Source organism: Litorivivens sp. (genome assembly GCF_041624475.1).
Lineage (GTDB): Bacteria > Pseudomonadota > Gammaproteobacteria > Pseudomonadales > Spongiibacteraceae > Litorivivens.
This window is the reverse complement of the sequence record NZ_JBFJUX010000009.1, coordinates 112,630-127,160: the sequence shown is the minus strand read 5'-3', so window position 1 is coordinate 127,160 and position 14,531 is coordinate 112,630. Positions and strand designations below refer to the sequence as shown.

General features: G+C 57.5%; 15 protein-coding genes and 1 pseudogene. 8 read left to right on the top strand and 8 right to left on the bottom strand.

Annotated features, from left to right (window positions below; all coding sequences use genetic code 11):
• The 5 genes and pseudogenes from ABY734_RS11215 to ABY734_RS11195 form a co-directional block, all read left to right on the top strand.
• Window positions 1-191 (top strand): annotated as a pseudogene (locus ABY734_RS11215) (DNA-3-methyladenine glycosylase I); the annotation flags it as partial.
• Between the two features lie 10 nt (window positions 192-201).
• Window positions 202-621 carry a hypothetical protein gene (locus ABY734_RS11210; protein ID WP_372779243.1) on the top strand — a complete coding sequence of 140 codons (420 nt, stop codon included), beginning with the start codon at window positions 202-204 and terminating at the stop codon, window positions 619-621.
• Between the two features lie 14 nt (window positions 622-635).
• The gene (locus ABY734_RS11205; protein WP_372779241.1) at window positions 636-1,067 is read left to right on the top strand and encodes a hypothetical protein; all 432 of its coding nucleotides are present in this window, start codon (window positions 636-638) and stop codon (window positions 1,065-1,067) included.
• A gap of 11 nt (window positions 1,068-1,078) precedes the next feature.
• Window positions 1,079-1,954: a hypothetical protein gene (locus ABY734_RS11200; RefSeq protein WP_372779239.1), complete on the top strand. Its 876-nt coding sequence runs from the start codon at window positions 1,079-1,081 to the stop codon at window positions 1,952-1,954.
• On the top strand, window positions 1,951-3,297 hold the full coding sequence (locus ABY734_RS11195; RefSeq protein WP_372779238.1) for an MFS transporter: 1,347 nt from the start codon (window positions 1,951-1,953) through the stop codon (window positions 3,295-3,297). Before ABY734_RS11200 ends, ABY734_RS11195 begins: the two co-directional genes overlap by 4 nt.
• Here the strand turns inward: ABY734_RS11195 and ABY734_RS11190 are convergent.
• Entirely contained in the window at window positions 3,282-3,764 is a 483-nt protein-coding gene (locus tag ABY734_RS11190; RefSeq protein WP_372779237.1) for an NUDIX domain-containing protein, read from the bottom strand. The genes ABY734_RS11195 and ABY734_RS11190 overlap by 16 nt on opposite strands.
• Before the next feature lie 105 nt (window positions 3,765-3,869).
• Here ABY734_RS11190 and ABY734_RS11185 point away from each other — a divergent pair, with 105 nt between their 5' ends.
• The gene (locus ABY734_RS11185; RefSeq protein WP_372779236.1) at window positions 3,870-4,640 is read left to right on the top strand and encodes an SDR family NAD(P)-dependent oxidoreductase; all 771 of its coding nucleotides are present in this window, start codon (window positions 3,870-3,872) and stop codon (window positions 4,638-4,640) included.
• A gap of 23 nt (window positions 4,641-4,663) precedes the next feature.
• On the opposite strand, the gene ABY734_RS11180 is transcribed toward ABY734_RS11185, so the two are convergent.
• The 3 genes from ABY734_RS11180 to ABY734_RS11170 form a co-directional block, all read right to left on the bottom strand.
• Window positions 4,664-5,443 (bottom strand): outer membrane protein, encoded by a 780-nt coding sequence (locus ABY734_RS11180; RefSeq protein WP_372779234.1) that lies wholly within the window; start codon window positions 5,441-5,443, stop codon window positions 4,664-4,666.
• A 138-nt stretch (window positions 5,444-5,581) separates the two neighbouring features.
• A complete protein-coding gene (locus ABY734_RS11175) occupies window positions 5,582-6,259 on the bottom strand; it encodes an NAD-dependent deacylase (RefSeq protein WP_372779232.1) in 678 nt (225 codons plus the stop codon).
• A gap of 15 nt (window positions 6,260-6,274) precedes the next feature.
• Window positions 6,275-7,156 carry a TIGR03620 family F420-dependent LLM class oxidoreductase gene (locus ABY734_RS11170; RefSeq protein WP_372779231.1) on the bottom strand — a complete coding sequence of 294 codons (882 nt, stop codon included), beginning with the start codon at window positions 7,154-7,156 and terminating at the stop codon, window positions 6,275-6,277.
• Window positions 7,157-7,346: 190 nt separating this feature from the next.
• Here ABY734_RS11170 and ABY734_RS11165 point away from each other — a divergent pair, with 190 nt between their 5' ends.
• Window positions 7,347-8,342 (top strand): PAS domain-containing protein, encoded by a 996-nt coding sequence (locus ABY734_RS11165; protein WP_372779230.1) that lies wholly within the window; start codon window positions 7,347-7,349, stop codon window positions 8,340-8,342.
• A 7-nt stretch (window positions 8,343-8,349) separates the two neighbouring features.
• Here ABY734_RS11165 and ABY734_RS11160 read toward each other — a convergent pair whose 3' ends face one another.
• The 4 genes from ABY734_RS11160 to rpmE all read right to left on the bottom strand — a co-directional run bounded on the left by ABY734_RS11160 (window position 8,350) and on the right by rpmE (window position 12,139).
• The gene (locus ABY734_RS11160) at window positions 8,350-9,594 is read right to left on the bottom strand and encodes a malic enzyme-like NAD(P)-binding protein (RefSeq protein ID WP_372779228.1); all 1,245 of its coding nucleotides are present in this window, start codon (window positions 9,592-9,594) and stop codon (window positions 8,350-8,352) included.
• A gap of 172 nt (window positions 9,595-9,766) precedes the next feature.
• Complete coding sequence (locus ABY734_RS11155; protein WP_372779227.1) at window positions 9,767-11,098, bottom strand: serine hydrolase domain-containing protein; 1,332 nt, start codon at window positions 11,096-11,098, stop codon at window positions 9,767-9,769.
• 2 nt (window positions 11,099-11,100) lie between these two features.
• Window positions 11,101-11,898 (bottom strand): thermonuclease family protein, encoded by a 798-nt coding sequence (locus ABY734_RS11150; RefSeq protein ID WP_372779226.1) that lies wholly within the window; start codon window positions 11,896-11,898, stop codon window positions 11,101-11,103.
• A gap of 19 nt (window positions 11,899-11,917) precedes the next feature.
• On the bottom strand, window positions 11,918-12,139 hold the full coding sequence (gene rpmE / locus ABY734_RS11145) for a 50S ribosomal protein L31 (RefSeq protein ID WP_372779224.1): 222 nt from the start codon (window positions 12,137-12,139) through the stop codon (window positions 11,918-11,920).
• Window positions 12,140-12,327: 188 nt separating this feature from the next.
• Here rpmE and ABY734_RS11140 point away from each other — a divergent pair, with 188 nt between their 5' ends.
• Entirely contained in the window at window positions 12,328-14,505 is a 2,178-nt protein-coding gene (locus ABY734_RS11140) for a primosomal protein N' (protein ID WP_372779222.1), read from the top strand.
• Window positions 14,506-14,531 lie beyond the last annotated feature (26 nt).

Here is a 14,531-nt window from a genome sequence, read left to right as displayed (position 1 = left end):
TGGGCAAAGACACTTTCATTCTCAGCCGCGACGTGTGCGCGGCGCTGAAACTCAACGGCATCATCGACAAAGACAATCCCATCTCCCAGCGCGATCTGCGCAAGGTACAGGAAGCCTTCAACGAGATGCGCGCGGAAAGCGGCTGGCAGTTGTGCCAGCTAAGCCGTATGCTGGCCCTATCCATTGGTTAGCGAGGCGGGTTTGCGACATTCGGTTTTTATTGTAGGCCTCGGCCTGTTGCTCCAGGCCTGTTCGAGTACTCCGCCTGCTACCGGTATCACGGAACAGTTTACGCCGCAGATTCTCGACAACGGCACCAAAATGTTTCGCTATGAATTCTCCCGTGGCGATAAATTGCGTCCTGTATTTGCCTACGACCAGTCCGGCGGTTTCAGTGACGGGCGCGACGTATACTCAGCCGAAGAGCTGCGCAAAAAAAACCAGCGCCACCTGCAGTTTGCGGTGCCCCGCCTGCTGGAAGAAAACGGCTACTGCCGCGAAGGCTATTACACACTCGACACGCTTGTCGGCTACGGCAACGGCAGCCTGCGGGGCGAGTGCAAGGAAGCCGCCACAGCAGAAGACCGCGAGCAATTTGGTAAAAAATCGCCCACTCAGTGATCAAGGAGGGTTTCATGATTCAGTACACCAAGCTCACCGGCGCGAGCCTGCTCTGCTTTCTTTTGGCGGCCTGCAGCGGCGCACAGCTTCAGAGCAACGAGACCGAAACCTTTAGCCCACGCATTCTCAAAGACGGCAGCAAGTTGTTCGACTATCGCCTCGATTCGCCCTCTGACGGTCGTGTAAAACCCACGCTGGTCTTTGACGCCAACGAGCCCACGGATATGAACGAGCCGCCGGAGATGTCTGCCTATTCGGCTGACGACGAAAAAGCCGCTATCGAAGCCCGGGTAATGGCCTTGCTTGAGAAAAAGCTCGATAGCACAGGTTACTGTCGCGAAGGTTACGTCGTCGTTGAAAAGATCATTGGTTTCCGTCAGTCCACCGTCACCGGCGAATGCCGTGAAGCGGCCAGCGATAACGACCGAGAGCTGTTTGGCAAGTAAGGAGTTCTGACTTGTCGAGCACAGAGGGCACTATCCCGGCTTTTATGCGGCATCACCGGCTGCCGGACTCCTTTCGCGATATCGCCCGCGACATCTATCTTCCGCTGATTGATTGGCTCGACAAAAAAACGGAATGCCCGCTGTTGCTCGGCATCAACGGCTGTCAGGGTTCGGGCAAATCCACTCTCGCAGATTTTATCGCCGCCTTGCAGGGCGCGCGCGGGCGCAGGGTGGCGGTGCTGTCCATCGACGACTTCTATCTCACCCGCAGCGAAAGAGAGCAGCTGGCGCAAACCATTCACCCGCTGCTGCAAACCCGGGGCGTACCCGGCACCCACGATCTGACGCTGGCGCTACAGACGCTGGAAAGTTTGTTGAGCCTGAGTCATGGCGATACCACATCGCTTCCTCGCTTCGATAAAAGCAGTGATGATCGCGCCCCACTGTCACAGTGGCCCACGATTGAAGGCCCGATCGATATGGTCATTCTGGAAGGCTGGTGTGTCGGCTCCAGACCTCAGAGTGCGGATGAGCTGACCACCCCCATCAATGCGCTGGAAAAAAATGAGGACAGCGACGGTCGCTGGCGGCAATTCGTAAACGACAGTCTGAAAAATTACCAGCAACTGTTCGGGCGATTGCATACAATGGTCATGCTGAAAGCCCCGGATTTCAGCTGTGTTTATCGTTGGCGGCTGGAGCAGGAACAGAAACTCGCCGCTCTCAGGCCCGATGGCAGCGGCGTCATGAGCGCCGAAGAGATTGCACGCTTTATCCAGCACTATCAGCGCCTGACTGAAGCCAATCTTGTAGCCCTGCCCTCACATGCCGATGTTATCCTTGAGCTTAACCATCAACACGGAATAGACCGCGCCCAGTATTCATGACCCAGATTGTAGTTGCCCTATCAGCCCTGATTATCAGCGTTGTCCTTTTCGCCAGCGGAAATGCGTTTGTAAATTCACTGCTTGGCGTTCGCATGAGTCTCAGTGGCATAGAACCGATGACCATTGGCATCGTGTTGTTTTTCTTTGCTCTGGGTTTTGTCATCGGCTCCCGGATTTGCCCGGGTATCATTCAGCGCGTTGGCCATATTCGTGCATTCGCCGTATTTTCAGCGGCCGCCGCCATCGCGGCGCTGGTCTACCCGATGTCCCAATCGATGTGGCTGTGGGGGGGGATGCGCTTTGCCAGTGGTGTTGCGGCAGCCGGTCTGATTATCACTGTAGAAAGCTGGTTCAGTTGTGTCGCAACCGCGGGCAACCGGGCGCGACTGTTCTCCATGTACCAGATTTTCTTCTATTCTGCCGTTGCAGGCGGTCAGTTACTGCTGCAGGTTGCACCTCCTGAGTCCGCAATCCCCTTCAGCCTGGCAGCCATCCTGCTGGTCGGCTCGTTGATCCCCCTCGCCATGAGCCACATGCACTCCCCGAATATCGAGGCTGTTGAGGCTCTGCCCATGCTGGAGGTTTACCGCGAAGCGCCCCTGGGCGTTATCGCTTCTCTCCTCAATGGCGTGATTATGAGCGGCTTTTACGCGATGGCACCGGTGTACGCCACCAGCACCGGGCTGGATGTCGGGCAGATTTCCGTGTTCATGTCTGTCGCAATTTTCTCAGCCATGATTATTGCGGGCCCTATCGGCTACTTCTGTGACCGGCATGATCGGGCTCGGGTCATGCTGGTTGTAACCCTGATCTCCAGCCTCGCGGGGGCCGTCATATTTTTGCTGGGCAACCTAAGCTTCCTGTGGATCTGTGCATTTACCGCCGTCTTCTTCGGGCTATCCGCCTCGATCTACTCTATCGCCGTCGCCATTACCAACGACCGAATGACCCAGAACCAGATTGTGGCTGCCAGTGCCACCCTGCTTACCGCTTACGGTATCGGTAATCTGGTCGGTCCATTGCTCAACGCCAGCGTCATGGATGCGGTCGGCGCAAACGGTTTCTTTCTCGCCAATAGTTTGCTGCTTGTAGTGCTGCTGATTCTTATTCTGCGCGATATGCAGCGCGTTCCCGCCATATCACCCGAAGAGCAGGAAGACTTTGTTTCGGTGTCGCCCGATGTATTCCCGGTTATGGCCGAGATCGACCCGCGTAACGAAGACTACGACGAAGACGACAAAACCCTGGACGATCTGTTCTTCGACCCCAAAGAAAGTGAAGAAGATGAGAGCGATGCCTCTGCTGAGGAATCGCCCGAGGTTAGTGGTCAGGATGCCCGCTGAGCGGCCAGCCAATCGTTAATGGCCAGCCCGGTACCCATGTCCCAGCCTTTCAGTTCATTGACCGGCACAATCTTGTAGTCATCCAGCTCGTGATTCAGCTTCACTTCACCCGCCGCCTTGATGTGGTAGGCAATAATTACCTGATTCTGCTGGGGAAAGGCGTAAACGCCCACCAGTGAGGAGTCCAGCGTGTGCAGATTGAGCTCTTCCATGGTCTCACGCTTGGCGCATTCCAAGGGGTCTTCACCAGCCTCGAGAAAGCCGGTAATGATCGAATAGAAACTTTTCGGCCAGTTCACGTTGTGGGCCAGCACGACACCGCCCTCGACTTCTACAATCATCGCCACCACCGGTGTTGGATTGTTCCACAACACAAAGCCACAGGCGCTGTCAGGACAGCCCTTACGGATTTCACTGTTGATCAGGACTTCACCCATCGGGCTGGCACATTGGGGGCAGTAATTCATGGGAACCTCTTATGTTTTATGGGTAGTCGGTAATTTTGCCACAGAGCAGGATCGTGAGACTATTTTCGTTTTTCCATCGCGTCCCGAACAAAACAGGAAGTATTTATGGATCTTGGAATAGCTGGAAAGACAGCACTGGTCACCGGCAGCCACCGCGGCACCGGCGAAATCATAGCCAACACCCTGGCGACCGAAGGTGTTGAGGTGATCTGGCACGGCCTAAAGCAAGACGACATCGCCGGCAAAAGCCGGAGCGTGTGGGGTGATATTGCCACCACCGCGGGTTGCGCACAGGTTGTAGAACAACTTGAGGCGATGAATGCGCATGTCCATATTCTGATCAACAACTACGGCACCGCCAGTGCCGGCAAGTGGGGAAAAACCTCTGAAGCAGACTGGCTCGACATGTACCAGAAAAACGTCCTGTCGGTCGCCCGCCTTTGTGAAGCCGTAATACCCGGAATGAAACAGGAAGGCTGGGGGCGCATCGTCAATCTCGGCACTATTGGCAGCCACCAGCCCAACAGCATCATGCCCCACTACTACGCCGCCAAGGGCGCTCTGGCCACACTCGGGGTGAGCCTGACCAAAGAGCTCAGCGGCAGTGGGATTACAGTTAACACCGTTTCACCGGGCTATATTCGTACGCCGGAACTGGAGGCCGGTTTTCGCCTGAAAGCAGAGAAAAAGGGCTGGGGTGACGACTGGGCGGATATTGAGCGCAAGATTGTGGAAACCGAGTTTCCCAATGCCTGCGAGCGTCTGGCGACGCGTGAAGAAGTGGCTGAGCTGGTGGCCTTTCTGTGCAGTGAACGCGCCGCCTTTATCAATGGCCAGAATATCCGGATTGATGGCGGCGCGGTGCGTTATGTGTAAAGAGGGTACCTGAACCTTCGCGACTAAAAGCGATACTTCAACTGGGTGTGCACCACCTGAAAATCAAAATCGTCGTCGCTACCCTCGGCATTGGTGCCACCTGAAGCCGCATTCCCAAAGGCATTGAACGCGCCGTTACCGCCGCCAATACTTTGCTCACCACTGAAGTTGGTCGCAAAGTCGGCGTCACCGAGATCCACGTACTGATACTCAAACGACAAGGTCAGGTTCTTTTCCAGCCGCACTTCCATACCAATACCCACGGTATAACCCAACCCACTGCCGTCATCATCATCGGCTTCGCCGCGAAAGGCACCGGAGTTCCCTTCCCAGCTGTAATCCACATCGCCATAGGCAAGCCCTGCCTTGATATAGGGCAGGAAGGCGCGCTCACTCGCAAAACCAAGCCGACCGGTCAAGGTGGTCAGCACATCCACTTCGCGGCGCTCGATATAGGTTGCGGGAGTCGCAGAGAATGCACTCTGCTCCTGAGACAGGTCGGCGGCGCTGACCGACAGCTCGACACCATAGACATAGCGGCCATTCTGAAAGTCGTAGCCCGCCTGCAGGCCAATCAGCGACCCGGCATTGAATTTACCCTCGAAATTGTCGCCAAAGGCATTCTCGATCGCCTGTTCGTTGCCGCTGCCATCAACCCGCCGGAACTCCAGCTCGCCGTTGTCACCGGGGTTAAACCCAAAACCCGCGCTAGCACCAAGGTAATAACCCTGCCACTGCTGATGAGCCAGCACCGAAGAACTGGCCAGCACCAGCGCTCCAAATAGAGGGAGTTGTTTATTCATAGAGACTCTTCCTTGCGCAATCTGTGAATGAAATGGCGCCAATGCGCCATATCGCGTTACGAAGGAAGAAAACGATTGGATGATGACAAAGGCGCGGTCTGTAAAGGGACGATCAAGCCAGCTCCTGAGAACCCGCTATTACCGAGACCAACAGCTACACAAAAGCGGTACAAACTCGGTGGCACTGCCGCGCTGCCATTCAAAGCCCGCCGGTACGCGCTCCAGCTCCGGCGCCACGACAACTCGCTCGGCATCGGGAGGCGCCAACTCGATAAAGCCCGCCGCCGGATACACCGAGAGTGAAGTGCCCACCACCAGCAGTTTGTCGGCACTGGCAATTGCGGCGCAGGCTTCGTCGGTGTTGTGCACCATCTCCCCAAACCACACCACATGGGGGCGGAGCTGCGAACCCAGCTCGCAGACATCACCCAAGGCAATATCGCGTTCGCCCAGATCATAGATCAATGATTCACGTTCCGATGAACGGGCTTTGGTCAGTTCACCATGTAAATGAATCACCCGGCTGGAGCCGGCGCGCTCGTGCAGATCGTCCACATTCTGGGTTACGACCACCACATCGCAATGCCGCTCGAGTTCGGCCAGCGCGCAGTGCGCTGCATTGGGTTTAACCTCGCGTAGGCCCTGTCGCCGCGCGTTGTAAAAGTCGAGCACCAGCTGCGGGTCGCGCGCCCAGGCTTCGGGTGTTGCCACGTCGTACACCGAATGGTTGTGCCATAAGCCACCGTTGTCGCGAAAGGTCGGCAAGCCGCTTTCGGCGCTGATGCCGGCACCACTGAACACCACCACTTTGCTCATGCTGGTTGGCACTTGCTATTCGCTCGTCAGCGGTGCCAGTTTTTTCACGGTTTCGAGGTCGAAACCATTTTCGCCGTCTTTGCGCAAAGCCTGTATGCACACGTGGTCGGCACCCGCCTGCCAGTGCTGGCGAACCCGCTCGGCCAATGCCTCTTCATCACCCCAGGCGACAATGGCATCAACCAGCCGGTCGGAACCGCCGTTGTCAAAGTCGCTCTCGTCAAAGCCCAGTGTCAGCAGGTTATTGCGATAATTTTGCAGGCCGATATAGGTCGCCATATAACCGCGGGCAATGCGGCGGGCCTCGGCCGGATCGGTTTCCAGCAGCACCATCTGCTCCGGTGCCAACAGTTTATCGGGGCCGAGAATCTCGCGGGCGCGGGCAGTGTGCTCCACCGGTACAAAGTAGGGGTGGGCGCCATCGGCTTTTTCCGCCGCCAGACCGAGCATGTTTTTACGCAGCGCCGCCAACATCAGCAAACCTTGCTGCTCAGGCTGCGGACCGGCATACAGTGCGCCCTCCATCGCATCCAGATAGCGCCGCATGGTCGACACCGGCTTACCGTAATCGTGCTGCCTGAAGGTGCTGACCATTTCCGGATGGGAAACCCCCAAGCCCATGATCAGTCGGCCACCGCTCAGGCCGTCCAGGGTTTTGCGCACCGACTGCATGGCCATGGCATCCCGGGCGTAAATATTGGCAATACCTGTGGCAAGCTTCAGGGTGGTCGTGCGCTGGGCCAGCAAGGCCAGCGTGACAAAGGGGTCACAACCTACCGCCTCCGGAACCCACAGGGCCGAATAACCAAGACTTTCAATCTGCTGAGCAAAGTCAGCCGCTCCGTCAAAACCCGCGTTGTCGACCCAGGCCCAAACGCCCAGCTTCCCCAGTGACATGACGCTTTCCTCTTTTTCTCGCGTGGGCCTTGATGCTACTGCCTAGCTTTCGACATGGCAAAAATCTGCGGCCCTGATGCCGGCATCTGGTCGCGGTTTGGGTATCGGCTATACTGGACACCGATACTTGCGTCAGCCAAACGACAAGGCTTGCCCGCTTCCGCCGAGCCTTATAGGGATGGAGAAATCTGTGTCTTACACGATCGCCCGCTACCGCCTCTGGTTTTGTTATGGCTGCCTGCTACTGCCTCGCCCGCTTATGGCACATCCGCTTATCACCCCTGCAGGGATTATCAGTTTCCTCGAATCCATTGCGCTTATTGTCATCGGCATTGGGATTGCCCTGCTTTTTCTCCGTAAACGCCAGCAGCGCAACCGAGAGCGGGATTTCAGCCAGCGGCTGGACGCCCTGCCCCATATTGTCTGGCGCACCAACACCAAAAATGGTCTGCTGAATTTGAGCGGGGCCTTTGGCCGGCTCACAGGAAAATCTCCCGCCAGTGCCGATATCAATGACTGGATCGACGTTATTCATCCCGACGACCGGCAGCAGGCGCAGCAACTCTGGGGCGACGCGATGGAGCGTGGGCGCCCTTTCCTGACCGATTTCAGAATGCGCATGGCGGACGGCAGCTATCGCCATTTTGAATCTCAGGGCATACCGATTGTTGATGGCAAGGATGAAATCAGCGAGTGGATCGGCACCATTATCGATATCCATGAACGCAAGCTGGGTGAAATTGCCCTGCGCGAAAAAGATGCCAATCTGCGTCTAGCCGTAGAAGGCGCCAATATCGGTTTCTGGAGCTGGAACATCCATGACAACAGCATGCGTTTTTCCGAGCAGTGGCAGCAGCAACTCGGCCTGACACAGCGAAGCTTTCCGCATACTGCCGAGTTTTTTCAGTTTCTTATCCACCCTGACGATCTCGGCAGCGTGTTGGCCCTGAAAAAAAAGATAGAGAAAAATCCGCGCGGTCATCACAGCATCGAATACCGTCTCCGACATGCAGATGGCAATTATCGCTGGATGCTGTCACCGGCCACGGTCATTGAGACCCCACAAGATCAAACCATGAGCGTAATTGGCGCCAATATCGATATCAGCGACCGGAAGGATTCCGGGCAAAAGACAGTTATCTCCGAGCGCAGGCGCTCCGACATAGCATTTCAAATGCCCGGATAAAAATAGACTAAAGCGGATAGTGCTCAGGATAAGGCAACTGAGCCACGCCGGTATCCACCGCCGCCTGAGCCACCGCCGCCGGCACCCGACTCAGCAGGCGCGCGTCCACAGGCTTGGGAATAATATAGTTGGGGCCAAATTCCAGCGGCCCACAGCCACAGGCATCAATGACTTTTTGAGGTACCGGCTCTTTCGCCAGCTCGCGAATGGCGTGTACCGCTGCAATCTTCATTTCCTCATTGATGGCGCGAGAACGAACATCCAGCGCACCGCGGAAAATAAAGGGGAAGCCCAGTACGTTGTTAACCTGATTCGGGTAGTCTGAGCGCCCCGTCGCCACGATCAGGTCGTCGCGCAGGGAGTGGGCCAGCTCCGGTTGAATTTCCGGGTCCGGGTTGGAGCAGGCGAAGATGATGGGCTTGGGCGCCATCGATAACAGCATCGCTTCGCTGACCAGATCCGGGCCGGACAGGCCGACGAATACATCGGCACCGACCATGGCATCCGCCAGAGTTCGCGCATCGGTGCTGTTTTGAAACTCCTGCTTGTACTCATTCATACCTTCTCGACCCGGATAAATCACACCGCGCCGATCAATCATGAAAATATTCTGGTATCGAGCACCCAGACTGACCAGCAGCTTCATGCAGGCGATAGCCGCAGAACCCGCTCCCAGACAGACAATTTTGGCCTCTTCGATGGTTTTACCCTGAATCTCCAGTGCATTCAGCATGCCCGCCGCAGTAACAATTGCCGTGCCGTGCTGATCGTCGTGAAACACAGGAATATTGCACTGCTCTTTCAGAATGCGCTCGATTTCGAAGCACTCTGGCGCCTTGATATCTTCCAGGTTGATGCCACCGAAGGTGTCTGCAATACGCACGACAGTATCGATAAACGCCTGAGAATCTTCCGCATTCACCTCAATATCGATGGAATCAACGTTGGCGAAACGCTTGAACAGCAGCGCCTTGCCTTCCATAACCGGTTTGCTGGCCAGGGGGCCGAGATCGCCCAGGCCGAGGATGGCGCTGCCATCGGAAATGACTGCAACCAGATTGCCTTTGGAGGTGTACTTGTAAGCCAGTTGAGGGTCGCGGGCGATCTCTCGCACCGGCTCGGCGACGCCGGGGCTGTACGCGAGGGCAAGGTCCCGCTGGGTTTCCGCAGGTTTGGTCAGGTGAACACCGATCTTCCCCGGTGTCGGTTCGGCGTGATACGCCAGCGCAGCGCGCTTGAATTCCTCAGACATTTACGTGGGTCCGGATGCAGTAATACCGATAATGAGGCGCTGAAGCATATAGAAAAGCGAAGGGCGCCTCAAGGGCGCCAGTGGCCGTATTTCATGCCCTCTTCGGCATATTCAGAGTGTTTACTATGAATACTTTTGCCCACAGCACAAACGCGAGGCAAAAGGTGCAGGGTCAACCTGCCGGGCGGTATTGCGGCAACTCGTACAGGCCATCCACACAGGGCTCACAGGCTTTATTGATCCTGTTCAATACACTGAACAGCAGCGGCACGATATGGGTACTGATGACCGGCTTGCCGCTGCTGACGATGGACACCGCCAGATCCCGCTGCGGGTCCGCCCAACAGAGAATATTGCTGAAGCCCAGATGACCGAAGGCGTGATGGGTGTCGACCCCGTACAAACCTGCCGGCTTGCCGCCGAGCATCATGCCCGCGCTGTAGCGCATGGGCAGCATCAGTGATTTATCCAGCGTGGCGCCGCCCACTTCCCGAGTGCCCCGCAATACCGTCACCGGGTCGAGCACGCGCTGGCCCTGCCACTCACCGCGCTGCAGCATCATCTGGAAGAAGCGGCAAGCCTCTTCAGCGGTTGAGTAAATATTGCCCGAGGGAATCACCGACGACATGAACTCAGGGGTATTGGATATCTCGATGGCCTCAGCGACCGTCGCACCCAGCACATTGGTCAGCACATTCTCGATCAGCTTCGGGTTTTTCAGGCCCGTTTCGTAGTGGTGGGCAACCGAGGGCTGCAGCGCCTTGTCGATACCGTAAGTGAAATACTTCATACCGAGGGGCTGGCGGAATACCGCGTCCAGATACTGCTGAATGCTCATGCCGGTGGTGACTTCCACCAGTTTGGCCATCACAAAACCGCCGGTAATCGCGTGGTAGGCTGATACCCGGCCGTCGCTGTGCAGAGTTTCCATGGCGCAGATATGGCGCAGCGCCTCTTCCGGGTCATAGAGCACATCGCGCGGCACATCCGGGGCGATGCCCGGCACTCCGGCGCGGTGGCTGAGCAGATCGTGCACAGTAATGTTTGCCTTGCCGCCGGCGGCAAATTCGGGAATGTAATAACTCACCGGCGTCAGCAGGTCGATATGCCCCTCTTCGGCCAGCTTGTGGATCAGCATGGCCGATACCGCTTTCGAGGATGAAAACAGGCAGATCGGCGTATCGAGACTGCCGATAACAGGCTCACACTCGCCCATGGCGCCTTTGACGTAGCCCAGCGAGCGATTCATGATCATCTCGCCGTGACGGCGAATACAGACCGACACAAAGGGATGAGCCCCGCGCCGGTAAAAACTTTCTATGGCAGACCAGATATCCGCCACCGCTTCTGGCGCAACGCCACTTTTGGCACTGGCCTTTGACTCGTTCGGGTCGATATCAGTTAGCGGAGCCAGATCTTCTGGCACGTCAAAGCCACGAAATACTTTGCGCTCCGCCGCCTGCAGCAACTTCTTTTTACTGGCGATGATTTTACTGGCTACCATAACTAATCCTTTTCCAATTCCAGCATCGCCGGATGACGCAGCGACATTTTATGCGCCGGATAGCGCGAGTTCTGTCCACCTCTATAAATCAACCATCCACGCACCGTCAACATCTGTCCTTCAAGAGCGTCCAGTTCGATACCGGAAAAGTAGGGCAAATCCCGCTTGTCGAGCCTCAGTGACAGATTCTGATCAATTTCCAGCCAAATCGCCTTGCGGCTCGCAGCAACCCGGCTGACCTCACCGCTTACGCGCATAAAGCCAGCATGGCGCTTGTTCAAATCCCTCGCTCGCACCGGGGCTGCTGGCGTATTCCAGACGCCACGGCGATATTTTTTCGCTTCGGCCTCGGCTTTTTGCAGGCAATCCAGATCCCGCAGGTTAGGGGGTACGGCAATATGCCAGCCCAGACCCTTTATCAGAAGGTACTCGCCCAGGTGGGCGCGATCACCGGCTCTATAGACCGCTGCCAGCGTTCGGCCGTGGCGATCCTTGGCATCAAGGCCCTCGGCCAGCAACAGCTCCCTGCCGAGAAAGCGCTCTACAGCCTGTGACGCCTCAACGGCAAAGGGCTCATGAGGCCGGCCATCGCGGCCAATTTCCGGCGTATTAATACCGATCAGGCGCACCAAGCGGCCATCGGCCAGGCGCAGGGTATCGCCATCGACAACACTCTCGAGTCTGGCCGCTTGCAGATTTTGGGGAGGGGGACACAGGGCATAGACCGGTAAGGCCAGCGCCAGATAAAGTACAGAAACGAAAACGCCCAGCCATAACTGGCCGGGCGCTTTGCTATTCATGCTGAAAACCCTGATCAGATCAGGCTTTTTTAGCACCACCGCGAGAGCCAAAACGCTTGCGGAAGCGGTCAACACGGCCGCCGGTATCCATCATCTTCTGGGTGCCGGTGTAGAACGGGTGGCACGATGAGCACACGTCCAGGTGAATATCCTGACACATGGTTGAACGGGTTTTGATCACGTTGCCACAGCTGCAGGTTGCTGTGACATCTTCGTACTTGGGATGAATATCCGCACGCATGATGGAATCCTCTTGTGCACCGCCACCTGATCTCTTGCCAGGCACCGCGCAGGTCATCAGTCATTAAAACCGGCCCCGGCATTTGCCCGGGGACGAAACAGGCGGCGAATCTTACCAGAAGTTGACCAATAATCAACCGGAACACCCGTCTTTACTGATTTTGCCCGCGCTTTCTATATAATTCGCCGATGCTGATTCTTGATGTCGCCGTTCCCTGCCCCCTGCGCCGCAGTTTTGACTACCTGCCTCCCGATGGAGTGCAGTCGGTTGAGCCCGGCACGCGCGTACTCGTGCCCTTTGGCAACCGCCGCTTGGTGGCGGTGGTGCTGTCCTGTAAAAACACCTCACAGGTAGACCCGGCCAAACTCAAGGCCGCCGTCGACATTCTCGACAACCAACCGACCCTTGGTACCGATCTGCTCGCTCTCGCCCAATGGGCCGCGGCTTATTACCATCACCCCATCGGCGAAGTCCTGCAGCAGATGTTGCCGGTGCGCCTGCGCAAGGAAAACCCCGCACGCGATCAGACCGAACCCTACTACCGGGTGACCGACGCCGGTCGCGAGGCCCTCGCCGCAAACAGCCTGTCGCGGGCCCCCAAGCAAGCCGAACTGCTCGACTGGCTCAGCCACCAGCAGACCGCAAGCCGCAATACGTTGAAACAAAACGGCTTCGAATATCCCCAGATCAAAGCTCTGCTGGACAAGGGTTTTCTGGAAAGGGGGACCGCTCCAACGCGCCCGGTTGCCATTGCCGAAGGCAAAAGCCTAAACCCGGAACAACAGCACGCGGTGTCCAGCGTCGACGCTCAGGCCGGCAATTTTCAGCCCTTTCTGCTGCAGGGCGTAACCGGCAGCGGCAAAACCGAGGTCTATCTGCAGGCCATTGAGCACTGCGTAAAACAGGGCAAGCAGGCGCTGGTACTGGTGCCCGAGATTGGCCTTACGCCTCAGACTCTGCGCCGATTTGAAGCGCGCTTCCCGAATCAGATCAGTGTGTTGCACTCAGGTCTCGCCGACGGCGAGCGCCTGTCAGACTGGCAGCGCGCCGGGCGGGGTGACTGCGCGGTGATGATCGGCACCCGTTCGGCGGTGTTTACCCCCTTCAAAGAACTGGGTCTGATCATCATCGACGAGGAACACGACCCCTCCTATAAGCAGCAGGACGGCTTTCGCTACTCAGCCCGGGATATTGCAGTGAAGCGCGCCGCGGACCACACCTGCCCGGTGATATTGGGCAGCGCCACGCCGAGCCTGGAAAGCCTGCACAATGTGCAGCAAGGCAAATACCGTCACCTGCTGCTCAACGAGCGGGCTGGCGGCGCCCAGCCACCGACCATCAAACTGATGGATATTCGCAACTGCGAGCTGAACAATGGGCTGGCGCCGCAAAGCCTCGCCGCCATTGGCGACACGCTGGCCAAGGGCGAGCAGGCCCTGGTCTTTCTCAACCGGCGCGGTTTCTCACCGCTGCTGCAATGCCACGCCTGCGGCTGGCTGGGCCAGTGCGATCACTGTGACGTAAGCCTGACCGTTCACTTTGGTCGCCGCCAGTTGCGCTGCCACCACTGCGATGCCTACAAACCACTGCCCGAGGTCTGTCCCGACTGCGAAAACGACAGCCTGACCTTCAAAGGGCCAGGCACGGAAAGGCTGGAACAAACCCTTAAGGGCGCCTTTCCGGACACACAAGTCATTCGGATCGATCGCGATACCACCGGCGGCAAAAGCGCCATGAGCGAGATGGTCAGCACCGTCAATGAGGGCAAACCCTGCGTATTGGTCGGCACCCAGATGCTGGCCAAAGGCCACCACTTCCCGCTTGTCACGCTGGTCGTGATGCTGGATATCGACGGCGGCCTGTTCAGCCCGGATTTTCGCGGTGCCGAGCGCGCCGGTCAGCTGCTCACCCAAGTTGCCGGGCGGGCCGGCCGAGCCGAACGCCCGGGCACAGTGCTGATTCAAACCCACGCGCCGGATCACCCGATACTGGCAACCCTGTTACGTCAGGATTACAGCCCCTTCGCCGAGCGGCTGCTGGCAGAGCGCCGGCAGCTGGGCCTGCCTCCCTCCAGCTACAGCGCCGTTATTCGCGCCGAAGCCAATTCTCTGGACGCCTGCGATAAATTTCTGCATGCGGTGCGCCGAGGCACCGGCATGCCCGGTAACGGCAATCAGTTCCTCGGCCCTTTGCCTGCACCGATCACCCGCAAGGCCAACCGCTATCGCTGCTCGCTGATTCTGATTGCCCAGGACAGAAAACAGCTGCACAGCTTGCTCAACCGCGCGCGCCGCGCCGCCGAGCCGCTCAAACCCGGTTTTGCTCTGCGCTGGACCATTGATGTCGATCCGTTGGAGTGGTTCTAGCACCGGGTTGAGCCGTGTGTGACGCC